This is a genomic window from Citromicrobium bathyomarinum, from assembly GCF_038594485.1.
Taxonomy (GTDB): Bacteria; Pseudomonadota; Alphaproteobacteria; order Sphingomonadales; family Sphingomonadaceae; genus Alteriqipengyuania; species Alteriqipengyuania bathyomarina_A.
In genome coordinates, this window is sequence record NZ_JBCFZG010000001.1 from 883,394 (window position 1) to 900,542 (window position 17,149).

The 17,149-nt window shown below is 65.5% G+C and carries 17 protein-coding genes; 4 read left to right on the forward strand and 13 right to left on the reverse strand.

Annotated features, from left to right (window positions below):
• Window positions 1-2: 2 nt before the first annotated feature.
• The 7 genes from AAG591_RS04395 to AAG591_RS04425 all read right to left on the reverse strand — a co-directional run bounded on the left by AAG591_RS04395 (window position 3) and on the right by AAG591_RS04425 (window position 9,192).
• Entirely contained in the window at window positions 3-1,163 is a 1,161-nt protein-coding gene (locus tag AAG591_RS04395) for an XrtA/PEP-CTERM system-associated ATPase (protein WP_342529775.1), read from the reverse strand.
• A 24-nt stretch (window positions 1,164-1,187) separates the two neighbouring features.
• Complete coding sequence (locus AAG591_RS04400) at window positions 1,188-2,984, reverse strand: TonB-dependent receptor (RefSeq protein WP_342529776.1); 1,797 nt, start codon at window positions 2,982-2,984, stop codon at window positions 1,188-1,190.
• Window positions 2,981-4,027 carry a P-loop NTPase family protein gene (locus tag AAG591_RS04405; RefSeq protein WP_342529777.1) on the reverse strand — a complete coding sequence of 349 codons (1,047 nt, stop codon included), beginning with the start codon at window positions 4,025-4,027 and terminating at the stop codon, window positions 2,981-2,983. The genes AAG591_RS04400 and AAG591_RS04405 overlap by 4 nt, the downstream gene beginning before the upstream one ends.
• Before the next feature lie 10 nt (window positions 4,028-4,037).
• Window positions 4,038-5,555: an XrtA system polysaccharide chain length determinant gene (locus AAG591_RS04410; RefSeq protein ID WP_342529778.1), complete on the reverse strand. Its 1,518-nt coding sequence runs from the start codon at window positions 5,553-5,555 to the stop codon at window positions 4,038-4,040.
• Between the two features lie 14 nt (window positions 5,556-5,569).
• Window positions 5,570-6,214: an XrtA/PEP-CTERM system exopolysaccharide export protein gene (locus tag AAG591_RS04415; RefSeq protein WP_342529780.1), complete on the reverse strand. Its 645-nt coding sequence runs from the start codon at window positions 6,212-6,214 to the stop codon at window positions 5,570-5,572.
• A gap of 210 nt (window positions 6,215-6,424) precedes the next feature.
• On the reverse strand, window positions 6,425-7,675 hold the full coding sequence (locus AAG591_RS04420; RefSeq protein ID WP_342529781.1) for a pyridoxal-dependent decarboxylase, exosortase A system-associated: 1,251 nt from the start codon (window positions 7,673-7,675) through the stop codon (window positions 6,425-6,427).
• Window positions 7,672-9,192, reverse strand: coding sequence for an acyl-CoA ligase (AMP-forming), exosortase A system-associated (locus AAG591_RS04425; RefSeq protein ID WP_342529782.1), 1,521 nt, complete (start codon window positions 9,190-9,192; stop codon window positions 7,672-7,674). Before AAG591_RS04425 ends, AAG591_RS04420 begins: the two co-directional genes overlap by 4 nt.
• Window positions 9,193-9,254: 62 nt before the next feature.
• On the opposite strand from AAG591_RS04425, the gene AAG591_RS04430 reads away from it, so the two are divergent.
• Genes AAG591_RS04430 through AAG591_RS04445 form a run of 4 tightly spaced genes read left to right on the forward strand, consistent with a single transcriptional unit; the run spans window position 9,255 to window position 12,039 of the window.
• A complete protein-coding gene (locus AAG591_RS04430; RefSeq protein WP_342529783.1) occupies window positions 9,255-10,223 on the forward strand; it encodes a GNAT family N-acetyltransferase in 969 nt (322 codons plus the stop codon).
• Between the two features lie 36 nt (window positions 10,224-10,259).
• Complete coding sequence (locus AAG591_RS04435) at window positions 10,260-10,565, forward strand: acyl carrier protein (protein WP_342529785.1); 306 nt, start codon at window positions 10,260-10,262, stop codon at window positions 10,563-10,565.
• Entirely contained in the window at window positions 10,562-11,263 is a 702-nt protein-coding gene (locus tag AAG591_RS04440) for an alpha/beta hydrolase family protein (protein ID WP_342529786.1), read from the forward strand. Before AAG591_RS04435 ends, AAG591_RS04440 begins: the two co-directional genes overlap by 4 nt.
• Window positions 11,260-12,039 (forward strand): hydrolase 1, exosortase A system-associated, encoded by a 780-nt coding sequence (locus tag AAG591_RS04445; RefSeq protein WP_342529787.1) that lies wholly within the window; start codon window positions 11,260-11,262, stop codon window positions 12,037-12,039. The genes AAG591_RS04440 and AAG591_RS04445 overlap by 4 nt, the downstream gene beginning before the upstream one ends.
• 10 nt (window positions 12,040-12,049) lie before the next feature.
• On the opposite strand, the gene AAG591_RS04450 is transcribed toward AAG591_RS04445, so the two are convergent.
• Genes AAG591_RS04450 through AAG591_RS04475 form a run of 6 tightly spaced genes read right to left on the reverse strand, consistent with a single transcriptional unit; the run spans window position 12,050 to window position 17,048 of the window.
• Window positions 12,050-13,240 carry a class I SAM-dependent RNA methyltransferase gene (locus tag AAG591_RS04450; protein WP_342529788.1) on the reverse strand — a complete coding sequence of 397 codons (1,191 nt, stop codon included), beginning with the start codon at window positions 13,238-13,240 and terminating at the stop codon, window positions 12,050-12,052.
• Window positions 13,237-14,694: an NAD(P)H-hydrate epimerase gene (locus AAG591_RS04455; protein WP_342529789.1), complete on the reverse strand. Its 1,458-nt coding sequence runs from the start codon at window positions 14,692-14,694 to the stop codon at window positions 13,237-13,239. The genes AAG591_RS04450 and AAG591_RS04455 overlap by 4 nt, the downstream gene beginning before the upstream one ends.
• A complete protein-coding gene (locus tag AAG591_RS04460) occupies window positions 14,633-15,070 on the reverse strand; it encodes a hypothetical protein (RefSeq protein ID WP_342529790.1) in 438 nt (145 codons plus the stop codon). The genes AAG591_RS04455 and AAG591_RS04460 overlap by 62 nt, the downstream gene beginning before the upstream one ends.
• Window positions 15,071-15,130: 60 nt before the next feature.
• Window positions 15,131-15,871, reverse strand: coding sequence for an N-formylglutamate amidohydrolase (locus tag AAG591_RS04465; protein ID WP_342529791.1), 741 nt, complete (start codon window positions 15,869-15,871; stop codon window positions 15,131-15,133).
• 5 nt (window positions 15,872-15,876) lie between these two features.
• Window positions 15,877-16,683, reverse strand: coding sequence for a 4-(cytidine 5'-diphospho)-2-C-methyl-D-erythritol kinase (locus tag AAG591_RS04470; RefSeq protein WP_342529792.1), 807 nt, complete (start codon window positions 16,681-16,683; stop codon window positions 15,877-15,879).
• Window positions 16,680-17,048, reverse strand: a complete 369-nt coding sequence (locus tag AAG591_RS04475) for an endonuclease domain-containing protein (RefSeq protein WP_342529793.1) — start codon at window positions 17,046-17,048, stop codon at window positions 16,680-16,682. The genes AAG591_RS04470 and AAG591_RS04475 overlap by 4 nt, the downstream gene beginning before the upstream one ends.
• Between the last annotated feature and the right edge of the window lie 101 nt (window positions 17,049-17,149).

The following is a 17,149-nucleotide window of genomic DNA, read 5'->3' on the forward strand; positions in this document are numbered from 1 at the left end:
CGTCAGGCGGCCTTCTGCCGACCGTCCTTGTCGAGCCATTCGATCAATAGTTGCAGCAGGTAGCGAACGCTCTGTTCCTGCTCTTCAAGACGCGTTTCGAGCGCCTCCACACGCTTGGCGAGGTCGCCATCCGTGCGCGGCGAACCCTCAATGGCGCGCGACAGGGTGGCGATCGCTGCCCGAAGATCGGAGATTTCGTCGTCGTTCGGCCTCGGAGGAGCATTGTTCTGCTGCTGTGTCGCCGCGGGAGCCGGGGTTGCAGCCGGAGCACGCGGCGGCGCTGAGGTAGACGAAAGATCGATAGCTGGCCGGGAGAATGCCGGTTTGCGCTCTTGGGCCTCCTCGGACCGGTTGTCGCGCGCCATTTCCTCGACGACCTGATCCAGCATCGCGCAGTCGATCTGGCTGCGCTGCTCGACCGCACCCATCAACAGAAGGCGGGTCGCGATCTGGTTGACCCGGCGCGGGATACCGCCGCTTGCCTCATGTATTTTCGGAAAGATCTTGGGATCGAAGGAAGGGTAACCCTTCCAGTTCACCAGCGACAGGCGGTGTTCGATATAGGGTGCGACTTCCTGCACCTCCATCGCCGTGAGGTGATGGGCCGCGATCACGCGCTGGCGCAGCTGTTCCAGCCTGTCGTGCTGGGCGAGCGTCTGCTTGAATTCCGGCTGGCCCAGCAGCAGCTGTTGCAGCAGCGGGTGCGAGCCCAACTGGAAATTGCTCATCATCCGCAGCTCTTCGAGCGCCTCGAAACTGAGGTTCTGCGCTTCGTCGACCACCAGCAGACAGCGTCGACCGTCGCGGGCTTCTTCGTGAAGGAAAGCCTCGATCGCGCCCAGCGCGCTCGCCTTGTCCTGTCCGGCCACGTCGAGGCCGAAGCTCTGCGCCACCAGATGCACCAGTTCCGACCCATCGAGATTGCTGGTCACCACCTGGCCGACCGTCATCTGGTTGGGATCGACCTTGCGCATCAGGTGCGCGACCATCGTCGACTTGCCCGATCCGATTTCGCCGGTGATGACGATGAAGCCCTCGCCCTGCGCCATCCCGTAACCGAGATAGCTCAGCGCCTTGCGGTGCGTGATGCTCTCGAAATAGAAATTCGGGTCCGGCGTCAGCTGGAAAGGTCGGCCCGAGAAACCGTAATACTGGTCGAACATGATCTTGCGTAGTCCCTCAGGCGTCTAGAAGTCGTAGCGCAGGCCCAACAGGGCCGATGCGTTGGTTTCGTCGATAAGTTCGCTGTCGATCGTGTCGAGCGACAGCGCAGCGCGGGCGGAAAGGTTGCCGAGGATCGACCGGCTGTAGGCCGCCGAAGCGCCCAGCAGCAGCGCATCGCTCAGCGCCTCGTCGGCCTGCTTCAGGTAGCTGGCGTACCCGTTCACCGCGACCGAGCCGCGCGGGCCAAGAGGCGCACCCAGGCTCACGTTGCCGTAAAAGCTCTCATCAACCTGGCCATTGGCCGCCGCGAGTAGTGTGCCCGGTGCGCCGTAATAGCTGCGACGGTCGTAACCGATACCGAAACCGGTCGTGACCCGCCCATTGGTCGCCGAGTAGCCGAGGTTGACGCCGCGATTCTTGAACACCGCGCTGCGAACCGAGCTTAGCGCACCGCCAAGGCAATCGGCAGATCCGGCAGCGCCCGTACCCGAAACGCAACCGCTGAAATCGCCGGTAAGGGCGTTGCGCGAGGCGATGAAGCCGCTCGGCAGGTTGGCCAGCGAGTTGGTAAGGACCCCGCCAAAGCCGCTGATGCCGCTGTAGACCGACGCATTGAACGCCGACCGCGAACTCGGTCGCCAGCTGAAGGTGCCGTAATAGGTGTCGCTGTCGTAACGGCGCCCGTAGTGCGCTTCCAGCTGGGTGCGACGCGACGGTTTCCAGACCACGCCCACATCCCAGATCAGGCCTTCCGTTTCGAACGCGATCTTGCGCGGCGAGCTGTCGTCGGTCTGGTAACGTCCGTCGCTGCCGACCACCGGATTGCCCGATCCATCGCGAACCACATCGCGGTTGGCGACCTGCACATATTCGTAACCGACGCCGCCAACCACGGCGAGACCCGGGCCGACGGGGAAGGTGAGGTCTCCCCGGCCATAGAAATCGCGCACGCGCTGGTCGGAATTGGAAACTTCTTCCTGAAACGCGCCGGCACCCACTGCGACACCAACCGGCAGCACACGGCCGGGATCGACCGCGATCCGGGCATTGGCCGAATGAACGACGCTTTCCTCTGCGACGTCGCTGAAGGTGGCCGTATTGTCGACCAGCGTGGCCGAAGGTTCTTCGACGCGGTTGTATCCGAAACGATAATTGGCCGAGACTTGCGCAGCCCCGACATTGGTCGACAGGTTCGGCCCCGCGTACAGCGAATAGACGCGCGCCTCGTTATCGCTGTCGATGGGCTGGCCGCTGGCGATCGTGCTGCCGCCGTTGGAATCCACCCGCGTGCGTGCCGCGAGGCCGCCCGCCTCCAGCGTCAGCCCCGGTGCGGCAGCCACATAGCCGCGGGCCACGCCCGACAGGCTGTCGCTGGGGGAAACATTGGGCGACAGGTCGTCGCCGTAGCTGATCACGCGGTCATAGCGCAAAGATACCGAACCGCCCGCGCGGCGGCCCTGGACCGACGCATCGACCCCGGCGGCAACTCCGCCATAGACCGACGTTTCGCTGTCGGGCTGGATGCGCTGGGTGACGATCTGATTGGCTTCGATATAGGGATCGATCCGCAGCCGCTGGCGCACGGGCGCACCGGCCGGGCGCGAACCGCCGCCATTGCCATAGCCATCGCCGTTGTCGTCATATCCGCCATCGGCCTGATCGCCCGACGGATAGGAAGAAGCTTGGGCGGTCGATCCGCTGCTGGTCGTCACCTCGTCGTCGCTCCACCCGTACTGGGCGAAGGCGGGTGCAGGCAGCAGCGCCCCGGCAGCAATCAAGGACGCGAGAACGGGCAGGCGGGTCATGGGAAGGATCCTCATCCGTAATAACTCCCGAAACGGCGACCGCTCGGGCTGAAATTCGCGCCATTCAGAACAAGCTTGATGTCCGGGCAGGCGGAAAGCAGCTGAGCTGCGTCTTCCAGCGCGCTCTTCCCAGTCCGGTCGGCGCGCGCGACCAGGATCGTCTGGCCGACATGCTTCGCCAGTTCGGCAGCGGGCGATGCGGCGAGCGCGGGCGGGCTGTCGATCAGCACGATCCGGTTGGGGGCCTGAGCGGTCAGGCGTTCGAACACTTCTGCGGTGCGACGGCTCGACAGTGCTTCGCTCGCGTAGTTGCCCTGGCGACCGGGCGGCAACAGCCAGAGACCGCCGATATCGGTCTGGAGAACATGCTGTTCGACCAGAAGATCGGGATTTGTGAGCACGTCCATCAGACCAGCGCGTTCGGGCAGGCCGAACACTTCCTTGATCGACGGATTGGCCAGATCGGCATCGATCAGGACGACTTCGAGATCGGTTTCCGCAGCAAGCGAAAGCGCGAGGTTGACCGCGCAGAAAGTCTTGCCCTCGTCAGCGTGGGGCGATGTGATCAGGATACGGCGGGCGAGCCCCCTTGCGCCATGGCGCGCGGCATCGAGCACCTGCCGTTTCACGATGCGGAATTCCTCCGCCAGGCCCGACGCCTGACCCGAGGGATCGATATAGCCACGCTCCCTCAAACGGGCGAAATCGACCTCGATGGGCTCGCCAGACAAGGCGATCGCCTTGGCATTGCCTTCGATGACGGCAGGCGGCGGTGCGGCGGGCCGTACGGGTATCGGCAGGCTGGCCTGGGGAGCCGCGTCTTCGATTGCGATCGTTTCGGGATCGGGCGGCGACGCGGGCGCAGGCGGCGGCGCGACTGGTGCGCTCTCGACGGTACTTTTGCGCAAGGGGCGCGCGCGCTTCATCGGCACGTCGTCGAAGCTGGTCGGCATCGGCGCCGCCCCGAGATTGTTCAGCCCAAAGGCGCCGCTGGCACGTTCGAGCAGCGAGCTGCTGTCATCATCCTTGGATGTTTTGATCGGACGGTGTTCGGTCATGTCTGCCTCCTCACGCCATCACCTGGCCGACCTGGACGAACTCGATGCCAAGCAGCACGACAAGCAGTCCGGCGAGCGCACCCGACCCTGCGTAGAACAGGCGCAATTGGCGTTCCTCCTTCGCCTTTCGCGAAGGTGGTACGATCTTGGAGATCGTCCCGATCACCGGCAGGCCGAGCGATCTTTTCAGCCCCGCGCTCGTCGAGAAGGTCGATTTCAGCATGGTCAGCGCGATCGCACTGCCCAGCCCTGCGCCGACGCCCAGGATGGCCACCGCAAGGAGCAGCAGAGGGCGATTGGGCGCTGCCGGGCGCGACGACACGCCGGGCGCGTCGATAATGTCGAAGCGGAACGAGCTGCGCTGGCTTTCCACCTGGCTGCGCAGTTCCATCTCCTCGCGGTCCTGCAAAAGCTCGTCGTATTTCTTCTTCAGCACCTCGTAATCGCGCCCGATCCGCTGCGCTTCGGCTGCGAGGCCAGGCTCGCTGACCTGATCGGCCATGGTCATCGAGATATCGGCCTGCAACGCTGCCTTGCGCGCCAGCAGCGCCTGCACATTCGCCTGCCGTTCCGCCCGGATCGAGACGAGCGAGCTGTAGGCCGGGTTCGGCATCCCGCCGGCCGACGCCGCGCTGCCGCCCATCTGGCGCAGGATCTGCACCTGCCGCAGGGCCGCCTGCATGTCCGGGTGGCTGTTCTTCAATCCGCGCGCGCGCAACTCGGCGACCTGCGCTTCGGCCTGGTCGAGCGCGCTGCCGCCGCCGGCACCGCCCATTCCCTGGATCGTCCTCGGCGTACTGGCAAGTTGGCCGGTAATCGCGGCAAGCGCACTTTGCGCAGCGGCAAGATCCGCTTCGACGCCGCGCATTTCGGAACGCGCCGACTGCAGCTTGGTCGAAATTCCAGCCGCGCCGCCGATCAATTCGGGATGCTCCGATTCGAACGCAGTCCTGCGGGCTTCGGCCTGTTCCAGTTCCTTCGCCCGCGCATCGAGCTGCTCGTCTAGCAGCGCGACCGCGTCGCTCACCTCGCCGCGCGTGCCTTCGACATTCGCCTCGCGAAAGATATCGAGCAGCTTGAGGACAACGTCTTGCGCCAGCTTGGCATTTTCGGCGTCGGTGAAGCGGGCCTGCCCCATGTCGGCGGTGATCTCGAAGAGGTTGTCCTCCTCGCTGCGCACCTTCACGTGCTCGGCGAGGCCCGAAATGGCGCTTTCCATGGCGCGCGGCGAGTTTATGCCCTCGCCCAGCCGCGTCGACTCGATCACCTGCCCGAGCGTGGAGGCGCTCGCCAGGCGCTGTCGCACGCGCGCAATATCGGTCATGTCGCTACCCGCGATGCCGATCTGTTTCGACAGGACGTCGTCCAGCTGGACGAAGATCTTGGCGCGACTTTCATAGGTGTTCGGGATCGAAGCGACGAACAGCCAGCCCGCCAGACACACGGCCCACGCCACGCCCAGTGCCAGCCACTTGCGGCTCCAGGCGGAGTACAGCGCTGAGCGTACCTCGTCGAAAAGTTCGTTCACTGCGTGCTAGCCCCTCAGAACATGCTTTCGGGGATGATGATCACATCCCCGGGAGCGAGCATGACATTGGCCTTGCTGTCGCCACGACGCAGGAGGTCCGCCAGGCGCAGCGCATATTCGCGCTGGCGGCCGACGCGCGGATCGAACCGGATGAGTTTCGCGCGATTGCCCGCCGCAAATTCATTGAGCCCGCCGACCGCGATCATCGCATCGAGCACGGTCATGTTGGCGCGATAGGGAATCGACGCTGGCTTCTCGGTCGCGCCGATGATCCGTACCTGCTGGCTAAACGTGCCCGCAAACTTGGTCACGATCACCGAGACGATCGGCTGTTCGATATACTGCGACAGGTGCAGGCGGATATCCTCCTGCAGCATCGCCGGGGTCTTCCCCACGGCAGGCATGTCGGTGACCAGCGGAATGCTGATCCGACCATCGGGGCGGACCTGGATATTGGTCGCGCTCAGCTCGGGATTGCGCCAGACGTTGATCGACAGCTCGTCGAGCGGGCCGATCACATATTCCTGGCTCGGCCCTTCCTGAGTCGCCACGAATGCGGCGGGCGGCAGCTGAGGCCCGCCACCGCCGCCGACACATCCGGCGAGCGCCAGCAATCCGAAGACAAGAGCGGCAAACCGGGCAATTGCGCCTGTGCGCATGGGATCGATCCTTCCATTCGTGTCGGCCAGATGACGCGCCCGCGAAGCGCGCCACCATTACGGGCCGACGATTTGGGATCGTTCCTCGCCAAAAAGGGTGAATATCCCGTTAGCTAATGGAAGAGTCAGGGCGCGGTCCCGAAGCGGGACGGCGGGTTAGCGAAAGGTAAACGAACATCTCCCCTCCCCTAAGAGAGGGGAGGAACTTCTCTAGACCAGCATTTCGATAGCGGGCCCCTGGCCGAGGAAATGCATCGGCGACGCGGTCGCGCCGTAGGCCCCGGCGCAGAAGACAGCGACCAGATCGCCGATTTCGGCGCGGGGCAGTTCCGCCTTGTCCGCCAGCCTGTCGAGCGGGGTGCACAGGCAACCGACAACATTCGCAATTTCAACAGGTTGCGCGTCGAACTTGCTGGCGATTACGAGCGGATAATTGCGCCGTACCACCGCCCCGAAATTGCCCGAAGCGGCAAGCTGGTGGTGCAGGCCACCATCGGTAATGAGGAAAAGATCGCCGTGGCTTTCCTTCCGGTCGACAATCCGCGTCAGATACACGCCAGCCTCGCCCACGAGATAGCGGCCGAGTTCGATTGCCATTTCTGTGTCCGCCAGTTCCTCGGGCAGATCCGCGAAACGTTCACCCAGCGCCGCACCGACAGCATCGATATCGAGCGGTTCGTTGCCCGCGAAATAAGGGATGCCGAACCCACCACCCAGGTTGAGCACGGGGCATGCTTGACCAACCTCGCGCGCGATCCGCGCTGCGAGGTCGAGCACATGGCCCTGCGTCTCTATCACCGCATCGGCCTCCAGCGTCTGGCTGCCGGTGTAGATGTGCAGGCCGCGCCAATCCGCACCATTTTCGATCAGATGGCGGATCAGCGCAGGAACGCGCTCGGCATCCAGACCGAATTGCTTGGCCCCGCCGCCCATCTTCATGCCCGATCCGCGCATGTCGAAATCGGGGTTCACCCGCACCGCGAGTTTGGGCTGAATGCCCAGCTTTCGCCCTATCTCGAGGGCGCGGGCCGCTTCGGTTTCGCTCTCGCAATTCAGCGTCACGCCCGCTTCGATCGCCGCGCGAATTTCGCGCGGGCGCTTGCCCGGCCCGGCAAAGCTGATGTGATCGGAACCGATGCCCACGCCTTGCAGGATCGCCAGTTCTCCGCCCGATGCCAGATCGAACCCGTCGACCAGCGTGGCCATGTGGGCGATTACCTCGGGGCGCGGGTTGGCCTTGACCGCATAGTGGATCGCCAGCCGATCGGGCATTGCAGCGCGCAGTGCCGCCATGCGCGCGTCGAGCATGTCGCGCGAATAGACGAACAGCGGAGTATCACCAGCCTCATCGACCAGATCGCTCACCTTGCGCCCGCCGATCGCGAGTTCTCCGTCGATCGCCTCGAACCCTTGTGGGATCGGGCCGAGCGGCTTGGCCGAATTTGGATCGCGCCTGCTCATGCGGCGAGCCTTTCGGAGACTTCGCGATAGAGCGCGGTCCGATCAATCTTGCCATTGGGATTGAGCGGCAGCAGTTCGCGCCACTCGATCGCGTGCGGCTGCATGAAGCTGGGCAGATCGCGTTTGAGTGCGGCCTTCAGCGCGTCCTCTTCGCCCGCGCCGCGCACCACCAGATGCACCGCCTGCCCCAGCATCGCATCGGGCACGCCGAAACACACGGCATCGGCGACCAGTCCTGTGGCAAGCGCCGCATCCTCTACCTCTTGCGGGCTGATCCGGTTGCCCGCGCTCTTGATCATCGCATCGCGCCGCCCGACGAAATAGAGCAAGCCGTCGGCGTCGCGCTTCACATAATCGCCCGACCACACCGCCGTGCCGCCATATTCGGAATGCGCGGGCGCCGGCTTATACCGTTCCGCCGTCCGCTCGGGATCGCGCCAGTAACCTTTTGCGACGAACGGCCCGCAATGGACCAGCTCGCCCTCCTCGCCTGCGGCGGCGGGGCTGCCATCTTCCTTCACCACCAGCACTTCCGCGAACGGCACCGCCTTGCCCATCGATGTCGGGTGGGCCGCGACCAGTGAGGGATCAAGAAAGGTAGACCGAAACGCCTCGGTCAGTCCGTACATGGGGTAGATATCCGCCTGCGGCCAGGTTTCGCGCATCGCGTCGATCAGGTCCGGCGTCAGCGCGCCACCCGAATTGGTCAGGCGCTTAAGGCTGTCGCCCGCACCGTCTTCCCACTTCGCCTCCACAAGCTGACGCCACAGCGGCGGGACGGCAGCGAGCGTGGTGGCACGGTGCTTTGCGACCGCCTTGGTGACGTCGCGCGGCATCAGGTAGTCGAGCGGAGCGACGCAGCCGCCCGCATACCACGTCGAAAACAGCTGGTTCTGGCCGTAGTCGAACGCGAGCGGCAGTACCGCCAGCGTGACGTCGTCGCTCTCCAGGTCAAGATAATACGCCACGCTGACCGCGCCGAGCCACATGTTCGCGTGGCTCAATACGACGCCCTTGGGCTTGCCGGTCGAGCCCGACGTGTAAAGGATTGCCGCAATTTCCTCAGGTTCGGCGTCGGATGCGGGCATCGCATCGAAGGATCGCGAGGCATCCAGTGCCTCGACTTCTCCGATGATCGCGCATTCAGAAGGCACATCTCCCGCTTCCAGCGTGGCGAGCCGCGCGGGAGTGCCGATCAGCAGCGAAGCGCCGCTATCGGCCAGAATATGCGCCACCTGCGCGCGCTTGAGCATCGGATTGATCGGGACATGCACCAGCCCGGCGCGCGGCGCAGCCAGCGGCAGCAGGCAGGTCAGTTCGCCTTTCGCGCCCCACGAGGCGATCCGTGCTCCGGGCTCAACGCCCTGTTCGCGCAGCCATGACGCCAACTCACCGACACGGGTTCTTAAGTCCGCGAAGCTAAGGGTGCCTTCGCGCAAAGCCAGCGCCGGGTCCGCATCACCGCCGCGTTCGATAACGTGGTCGATCGGAAAAGGGGTTGGATCTGGCGTGGTCATCGGAAGGGAGTTCTGGCCTCGTGAATGCTGAGACGGGTCGCTATCACAAGGAGGTTACTATTGTGCAAGCTGCGCAACCGCCAGCCCGCGGGTGTGCTGCCACATCCCCCTTCGACCGGCCGGAGTGGTTCGCCCTGCTCGCCGATTCGCGCGCCGGTGCATTCGAGGCTGAAGTCGAGACGGATGGTTCTCACGCCAGCCTCGCACTGAACCGAGTCGACGGACGTATCGAAGCGCTGCGCAACTGGTACGCTTTCACCTGGCGTCCGCACGTGCCCGTTGGGCCAGCGGGCGACGCATCACTCGCTACCCTCGCCCGCGACCTCAAGCGCGAGGCTCCGCGTGTGACGCTCTGGCCGCTGCCCGACGAAGACGGTTCCGCTACCCGCCTCGCCCGCGCCTTCCGCAAGGCCGGATGGGCGGTGTCACTTGACCAGTGCGACGAGAACCACGTGCTGCACGTCAAGGGCCGCAGCTTCGCGGAATACTGGACCGACCGCCCGGGACGCCTGCGCACCACGTTGAAGCGCAAGGCGAAAAAGGTCGAGGTCGAAATCGTCGAGTATTTCGACGCAAGACTCTGGGATCATTATGAAAGCATCTACGCCGAAAGCTGGAAGCCGAGCGAGGACGAACCCGATCTGCTGCGCCGCTTCGCGCAAGACGAAGGCGCAGCGGGGCGTATCCGGCTAGGCGTGGCCTATGCAGAAGGCACCCCCGTCGCGGCGCAGTTCTGGACGGTGGAGAGCGGCGTCGCCTACATCCACAAGCTCGCCCATCTCGAAAGCGCCAAGCCGATCTCGCCTGGCACGACCCTGTCTGCCGCGCTGTTCGAGCACGTCATTGACAGGGACAAGGTGACCCTCATCGACTTCGGTACTGGTTCGGATGCGTATAAGCGCGACTGGATGGAAGAGGTCCGCCCGCGGTATCGGCTCGACGCGCTGAACCCCTCGCGGCCGGAGGCGTGGCCACCGCTCGCCAAACGCGCCGCGCGCGCCATCCTTGCCAGTGTCAAACCCCGGCGCTAGGGCTGCCGCCACTTTCATGGCAGGTACACGGGGCCCATGACCGCACAAGTATCACCGCAGACGGACGAGACAGGTCCGGCACGTTCGAAGATCGATTCCACGCTCCGTGCGATCCTGCGCGATGTGCTGGGCCTGTCGGAAGAGCGTGCTGCCGAACTGACCCCCGACAGCGGACTCTTCGGCCACCTGCCCGAGCTCGACAGCCAGGCGGTCGCCGATCTCCTGACCGAGATGGAAGACCGCTTCGATATCATCATCGAAGACGACGAGGTCGATGGCGATCATCTGGAGACCTACGGCGGCCTGCTCGCCCTCGCCGAGGCGAAGACCGTCACCTCGTGACGACACCGCTCAAATTCATCGAATGGCCGAGCCCCACCGTCGATGGCGGGACGCGGAACGAAGCCGCCTTGGCGTTCGATGCCGGGCGCGCGATGCGGCTGCTCGTCATCCCGCCGCTGTTCGAAGAAGCGAACAAACTGCGCCACCAGTTGGTCGAGGTGCTGCGCAGGCTCGATGGATCGGGGATCGACTCCTTCATGCCCGATCTTCCCGGCTGTAATGAAAGCCGTGCACATCTGGCCGAGCAGACGCTCGACGCATGGCGTGCTGCCACTGCCGAAGCGGCTGAGCATTTTCGTGCCAGCGCGGTTCTGACGGTTCGTGGCGGCGCCTTGCTGCGCCCTGCCGGGCTGCCGGGCTGGGATTATGCACCGCAAGACGGGCCGAAGGTTTTGCGCAGCATGGTGCGTGCGCGGGTCATCGCAAGCAAGGAAGCTGGGCACCCTGAAACCCGCGAGGAGATCGAGGCCACCGGCCGCAGCGAAGGCATCGCGCTGGCCGGATGGCAGATCGGGCCTGAGATGTTCGCCGCGCTCGAGACGGCTGAGCTGCCAACCCGCGAGGATGGCGTCGCACTGCTCGATCAGGAAACCATCGGCGGTCGCCCGCTCTGGCTGCGCGCCGAGCCCGATTTCGACGCGGCACAGGCGGACGCGCTCGCAGCCGTAATCGCCATCGCGATGCGAGACAGCGCATGAGGCGCCGCCTTCATCTCACTTTTTCGTGCGAGGGTTCCACGCTCGCCGCTACGCTCGACACGGCGCCTTTGACGACCGGGCTGCTGCTGGTCAGCGGCGGCAACGAGATCCGCTCCGGCGCATTTCGCGGTCAGGCACGCCTCGCGCAGACCATCGCCAAGCGCGGTTTTCCGGTCTTCCGCTTCGACCGTCGCGGGATCGGCGACAGCGAGGGCGAGAACCTCGGCTACACCCAATCGGAGCCCGACATTCGTGCCGCGATCGAGGCATTCCGGGCAATCGCTCCGCAAGTGAACCGGGTCTTCGCGCTCGGAAATTGCGACGCGGCCAGCGCGCTGATGCTGGCGAGCGGCGCGGGGTGCGACGGGCTGGTGCTCAGCAATCCGTGGACCATCGAGGACGATGCCGACGACAGCCCTCCTCCGCAGGCGATCCGCGCGCGCTATGCTGAAAAATTGCGCAATCCACGCGAGGTCGCCCGGCTTTTGCGCGGCGGCGTCGATATGCGAAAGCTTGCAGGGGGCATCGTCAAGGCGGCGCGCCCCGCGCCCTCGCCGGGTAATCTCGCGATGAGAATGCGGGCCGGGCTTGAACGTTTCGACGGGCCTGTGACCATCCTGCTCGCCAGCGCGGATCGCACCGCGCAGGCATTCCAGGGCGCATGGCCGGCCGACGATGCGCGGATCGCGTGTTGCGAGGGCGCGAGCCATGCGTTCGCGGAGCCACACGCAAAGGAATGGCTGGAAGAACGGCTGGTCGAAGCCCTGCGCAGCTGAGGCCGCACGCCTAGCGCAGGAACAGGCTCGCCAGTTCGACATGCGTCGACCAGCGGAACTGCCCTACCGGGCGCAGCTCCGCGAGGCGGAAGCCCGCATCAGCCAGCCGCCGCGCATCGCGCGCCCAGCTTTGCGGATTGCAGCTGATATAGACCACCCGGCTGGCAGAGCTCTGCGCAATCATGTCGATCTGGTTGCGCGCGCCCGCACGCGGCGGGTCGAGCAGGATGCAGTCGAACTTCGAGATTTCCTGCGCCGTCAGCGGATCGCGAAAGAGATCGCGGTGCAGCGAATGGACTGCCTTGCCATTGCTGCGCGCCGCCGCCTGACACGCCAGATGCGCCGCCCTGTCGGCCTCCGCCGCCAGCACTTTCGCCGATCCGGCCAGCACGAAGGCAAAGGTGCCCAGCCCTGAAAATAAATCGGCAATAGTGCCCGCGCCGGCAGTCCATTCACGCGCGGCAGAAAGCAGTGCCGCCTCGCCGTCCTGCGTCGGCTGAAGGAACGCGCCGTGCGGGAAATCGACCGGCACACCGCCGAGCGTCACCGTCGCGGGTTGAGGTTCCCACACCGGCTCCGCACCAAAGCCCTCGTCGATAGAGAGGCGCGCCAGCCCATTGTCGCGCGCGAAATCGAGCAAGGCTTCGGTCTGGGCGAGGCCGTCGGGGACGATTCCCCTGATCTCGGCCGCAACACCCTGATCGACCAGCGTCAGCTGGATGTCGGCGGCTAGCCTTCCCTGCCAATGACCGAGAAGACGCCGCAAGGGATCGACCAGCGCGAACAGCGCTGGGTGCAGCACATGGCATTCGGCCATGTCGATGATCCGGTGCGATCCGCCCTCGCGAAAACCGATCACGACCTTTGCGCCTGCGCGCTGTGCATGAAGCGAGGCGCGGCGACGCGTGTGCGGCGGCGAGAGATGCGGCGGCGAGAGCACGCCCGGCTCCAGTCCTTGCGATTCTGCAGCAAAAGCGACCCGCTCGCCGACGAATTGCGCGAGCACCTCGTCGTCGGCCTGCTGCAGTTCGCACCCGCCGCATTGCGGAAAATGGCGGCACGGGGGGTCGATATGGTGGGGTCCGGGCGTAATCGTGCCAGCGGCATCGACCGTGTCGCCGGGGACGGCCCCGGCCACGTGACGACCACTTTCGGTCAGGCCATCGCCCTTGGCGGCGATGCGGAGAATTGGGTCGCTCATATCATCTCTGCCAGCGCGGGCTTGACCGCTTCGGCCAGCATTCCCGCAGTGAATCCAGGCCCGGCGAAGCGCGCCGCACGGCCATGCAGATGCACTGCCTCGCAAGTGGCGCGCATCGTCTCGTCATCTGCCGCGAGGCGCGCGGCGGCTATCCCGGCGAGGACATCGCCCGATCCTGCGACCGAGAGCCAGCGCGATCCGGGCGGGAAAAAGCGGAGCTGCCCGTCGCAGGCCAGTTGCGTGTCGGGACCCTTGGCGAGCACCGCACAAGCGGTCTCCTGCGAAAGCCGCGCTGCGCGGGCCCACTTGGTCGCGCCATCGACAGAGAAGGTTTCGCACAGCGTCCCCAGCTCGCCCGCGTGCGGCGTCAGCAGGATGGGCGCGTTCCGGTCGGCGAGCATGGCGGGACGCAGCAGGTGCAGGGCATCGGCGTCCAGCACCAGCGGCTTCCCGCAATCGAGCGCGGCCTTCAGCCTTTCGCGCGCATCGTCGTCACGGCCAAGGCCCGGTCCCACCAGCACGCAGCCGATCCGCTCGTCGGACAGCGCCTCTTCCAGCGGCGAGTCGTCGCGCACAAGATCGGGCGGGTGGCCGGGGTGGTCGTGCGCGCTCATCCATTTGACGTAGCCCGCCCCCGCCAACGCGGCAGCGCGTGCAGCCAGCAGCCCGGCACCGGGCATTGCACCCCCCACCACCGCGACAAGGCCGCGCGTGTACTTGTAGGCGCCGAAATCGGGAGCGGCGATGCGCGCATTGCGCGAGAGCATCGTGCTGGCGGATTGATCGGGCACGCCGATCTCGACCAGGCGCGGCGCACCGATCTTTGCCAGCGCACCGCCGCCGAAATGCGCAGGCTTCCACGCCCCGAACGCCAGCGTCAGATCGAAGGTCGGAAGATCGTCCGGCCCCTCCCCGCTGTCGGATTCGATACCGCTCGGCACATCGAGCGCCACCGAGCGCGTATTCGCATGATGGAGGCTGCGGATCAGCGCGAGGTGTTCGTCGGTCAGCGGACGCGAAAGGCCGATGCCGAACATCGCATCGACGAATACCGCTCCATGAAGGCCCTCCCCGTTCTCCAGCACCTCTCCATCGAACGTGCCCGCAGCGCGCCTGGCGAGATCGGTCTTCGGCGCAATCGGGGCGACTACCTTCACCGGCAGGCCGCGGGCGCGCAGGGCAGCCGCCGCGACATAGCCGTCGCCGCCATTATGCCCCGGGCCGCACAGCACAGTCACCGGGCCACCGGCAGCCAGCCGCGCGATCCAGTCGGCCGCGCCCTGCCCGGCTTGGCTCATCAGAGCCCATTCCTCGATACCCGCTTCGAACAGCGCCACCTCGGCAGCGCGCACCTGTTCGACGGTCAGGATCTGGCGCGGCGCGAGCGCCCCGTCATTCCGAATCGACGGGGAATCGGTAGCGATTTGCGGCGATGGCGATTTCGAGCGTGTCACCCTTGAGCGTTTGCGTCACCGCGTCCGCGCCTGCAACCGCTGCGAGGCCGGAACCGTCCGCCAATTGCTCGAACCGCCGAAATCCGCCGTCCGGGTGAAACACGGTCAGCAGGCGCGCGCCCTCAACTTCGACCCGCTCGACCGAACATGTGCTGTCGAAAGCACCCGATCCGTCGAGCGCGCAGGCGATCGTCGTTCTTTCCAGCGGCGGAAGGCTCGTGCTGCCGGTGCCATCGGTACTGGAAGGCGGGGCCGAGGTGCCCGGTGGGTCGCCCGCATTGCTGCCCCCTGCACCGGCGACGACGTCGCCTCCGCAAGTGACGAGCAATACGGCGATCCCGGCCACGCAGAGTGCAGCAGCAATTCGCATCCACATGACCTTCAAACGTCTCCTGCAACCCGGAGAGCGAGGAGGTTTAGGCGCAAAAGGTAATCATCAGGTTTCCGGCGTCGCGGCGAGCGCCGCCTGCACCTGCTGGGCGACCTGAGCGATCCGGTCGGCCCACACGGCCTGGTGGCTCTTGCGAGAGACCAGATCCTGCCGCAGCTCGATCGTCAGATAGGGAATGCCGTTCGCCTCCGCATGTCGATCCATCGTCGCATTGAGCTGTTTGCCCGAATAGGGCTCGTTATCGCCGACGGTAAAGCCCATGCCCTCGAACAATTCGATGGCAATCCGCGCCGCGCGATCGTCCTGATTATACAGCAGGCCGACATCCCACGGGCGGCGTTCGCCTGTGGAACCCATGACAGGTGTGAAGCTGTGGATCGCGAGGATCAGCGATGGCTGCGCCTCGGCCACCATCTGCGCGAACGCATCGTGATAGGGCCGATGATAGGCCGCGATCCGTCGCTCTAAATCGGCGCCAATATTGCCGGGAATGGTGTGTCCGTCGCTGCTCGTGACAACGAGGCCCTTGTCGCCTTCGTTGCGGTGCAGATCGATCACGAGGCGGCTGACATTGGCCAGATGCGCGGCGATCCCATGCTGACGCGCAAGCCGCACGGCCACGCCCGCCGTGCCGATGTCGATCGCGATGTGCTGCTCCATCAGATCGGGCGCAATGCCCAGGTCGATGCCGTCCGGGACGAAATTGCTCGCATGGTCGGCGACCGCGACGATGCCGCCGCGCTGGGGTGTTCCGATCTGGATGAAGGGGGAATGCCGTTCGCTCATGTACCCTATCTAAGTGCGGTTGCCATCTGCCACCACCCCGGGTGCCGCCGGGCGATCGCACGCGCTGCGGAATCGCGCGCTTCGGCGGTGGCATAGAGCGCAAAGCAGGTGGCGCCTGAGCCCGACATGCGCGCGAGCATCGGTGCGGTGGCGCGCAGTTCGCCGAGCACCTCGGCGATCACCGGGCAAATCGAGATGGCGGGCGCTTCGAGATCGTTGCGGCCGTTGAGCGCGATCTTGCGCGCCGTCCCTTCGGGGAGAGCCCCACGATCCTGCCCGTCCCACGCCTTGAACACCGGCCCGGTGGAAAGCGCGACGCGCGGATTGACCAGCAGCACGGGCGTACCCGCAAGATCGTTCTCCAGCGGCGCGAGGTCTTCGCCCACCCCGCGCCCGAGCGCCATCTCACTGCGCACGCAGGCAGGCACATCCGCGCCGAGTTTCAGCGCGCGCTCCTGCCAATTGTCTGGCAGGCCATGCGTGCGCTCGATCAGCCGGAAAACCGCGCCTGCGTCGGCCGAACCGCCGCCCAGCCCCGCCGCGACGGGGAGATTCTTTTCGAGGGTGATGGATAGGCCGCCCGGATGCGGCAACGTATTGAGCGCGCGCGCGACGAGGTTGTCGCCCGGATCGCCGACCACCTCCGCGAATTCGCCGAGGGTGCGCAGATTGTCTCGCTCGGCGGGCGAAGCGCTCAGCACATCGCCATGCTCGCAGAAGGCGAACAGCGTCTCCAGCTCATGATAGCCATCCTCACGCCGCTGGCGGACATGCAGCGCAAGGTTGATCTTGGCGTAAGCGGTTTCCTTCACAAATCCTCCCCGGCACGGGGAGGGGGACCATCCGCAGGATGGTGGAGGGGCGCGGCAATCGACATCCGCCGCTCTCTACAGATTTCCTCGATCCGTGCGACCACTGGCTCGACATCCTCCAGAATGAGCTGCGCGGGTATTCGCGTCATCGCTATTCCGCGCGATCTCAGGAAGCGCGAACGCAGCGCGTCGCGGTGTTGCGCATGCTCGCTATCATGCGCGGCCCCATCGACTTCGACCGCCAGACGCAGTGCATCGCAATAGAAATCGAGGACGTACTTGCCCGCGGGATGCTGACGCCGGAATTTGAAACCGCCGGGTCTTTTGCGCAATTCACGCCACAGGATCACTTCGGGCAAAGACATCTCGCTGCGCAATTTGCGAGCGAGTTTTACGGTGCGTCGATCACCGCCGATCACTGGCTTGCCCCTCCACCATGCTTCGCATGGTCCCCCTCCCCCCAAGG

Bases quoted from the DNA above. Each gene is read 5' to 3' on its own strand.
- AAG591_RS04460 (WP_342529790.1), bottom strand. From the start codon at position 15,070: ATGTGGATGCGAATTGCTGCTGCACTCTGCGTGGCCGGGATCGCCGTA.
- AAG591_RS04450 (WP_342529788.1), bottom strand. From the start codon at position 13,240: ATGAGCGACCCAATTCTCCGCATCGCCGCCAAGGGCGATGGCCTGACC.
- AAG591_RS04405 (WP_342529777.1), bottom strand. From the start codon at position 4,027: ATGACCGAACACCGTCCGATCAAAACATCCAAGGATGATGACAGCAGC.
- AAG591_RS04415 (WP_342529780.1), bottom strand. From the start codon at position 6,214: ATGCGCACAGGCGCAATTGCCCGGTTTGCCGCTCTTGTCTTCGGATTG.
- AAG591_RS04420 (WP_342529781.1), bottom strand. From the start codon at position 7,675: ATGAGCAGGCGCGATCCAAATTCGGCCAAGCCGCTCGGCCCGATCCCA.
- AAG591_RS04435 (WP_342529785.1), top strand. From the start codon at position 10,260: ATGACCGCACAAGTATCACCGCAGACGGACGAGACAGGTCCGGCACGT.
- AAG591_RS04400 (WP_342529776.1), bottom strand. From the start codon at position 2,984: ATGAGGATCCTTCCCATGACCCGCCTGCCCGTTCTCGCGTCCTTGATT.
- AAG591_RS04475 (WP_342529793.1), bottom strand. From the start codon at position 17,048: ATGTCTTTGCCCGAAGTGATCCTGTGGCGTGAATTGCGCAAAAGACCC.
- AAG591_RS04465 (WP_342529791.1), bottom strand. From the start codon at position 15,871: ATGAGCGAACGGCATTCCCCCTTCATCCAGATCGGAACACCCCAGCGC.
- AAG591_RS04445 (WP_342529787.1), top strand. From the start codon at position 11,260: ATGAGGCGCCGCCTTCATCTCACTTTTTCGTGCGAGGGTTCCACGCTC.
- AAG591_RS04425 (WP_342529782.1), bottom strand. From the start codon at position 9,192: ATGACCACGCCAGATCCAACCCCTTTTCCGATCGACCACGTTATCGAA.
- AAG591_RS04395 (WP_342529775.1), bottom strand. From the start codon at position 1,163: ATGTTCGACCAGTATTACGGTTTCTCGGGCCGACCTTTCCAGCTGACG.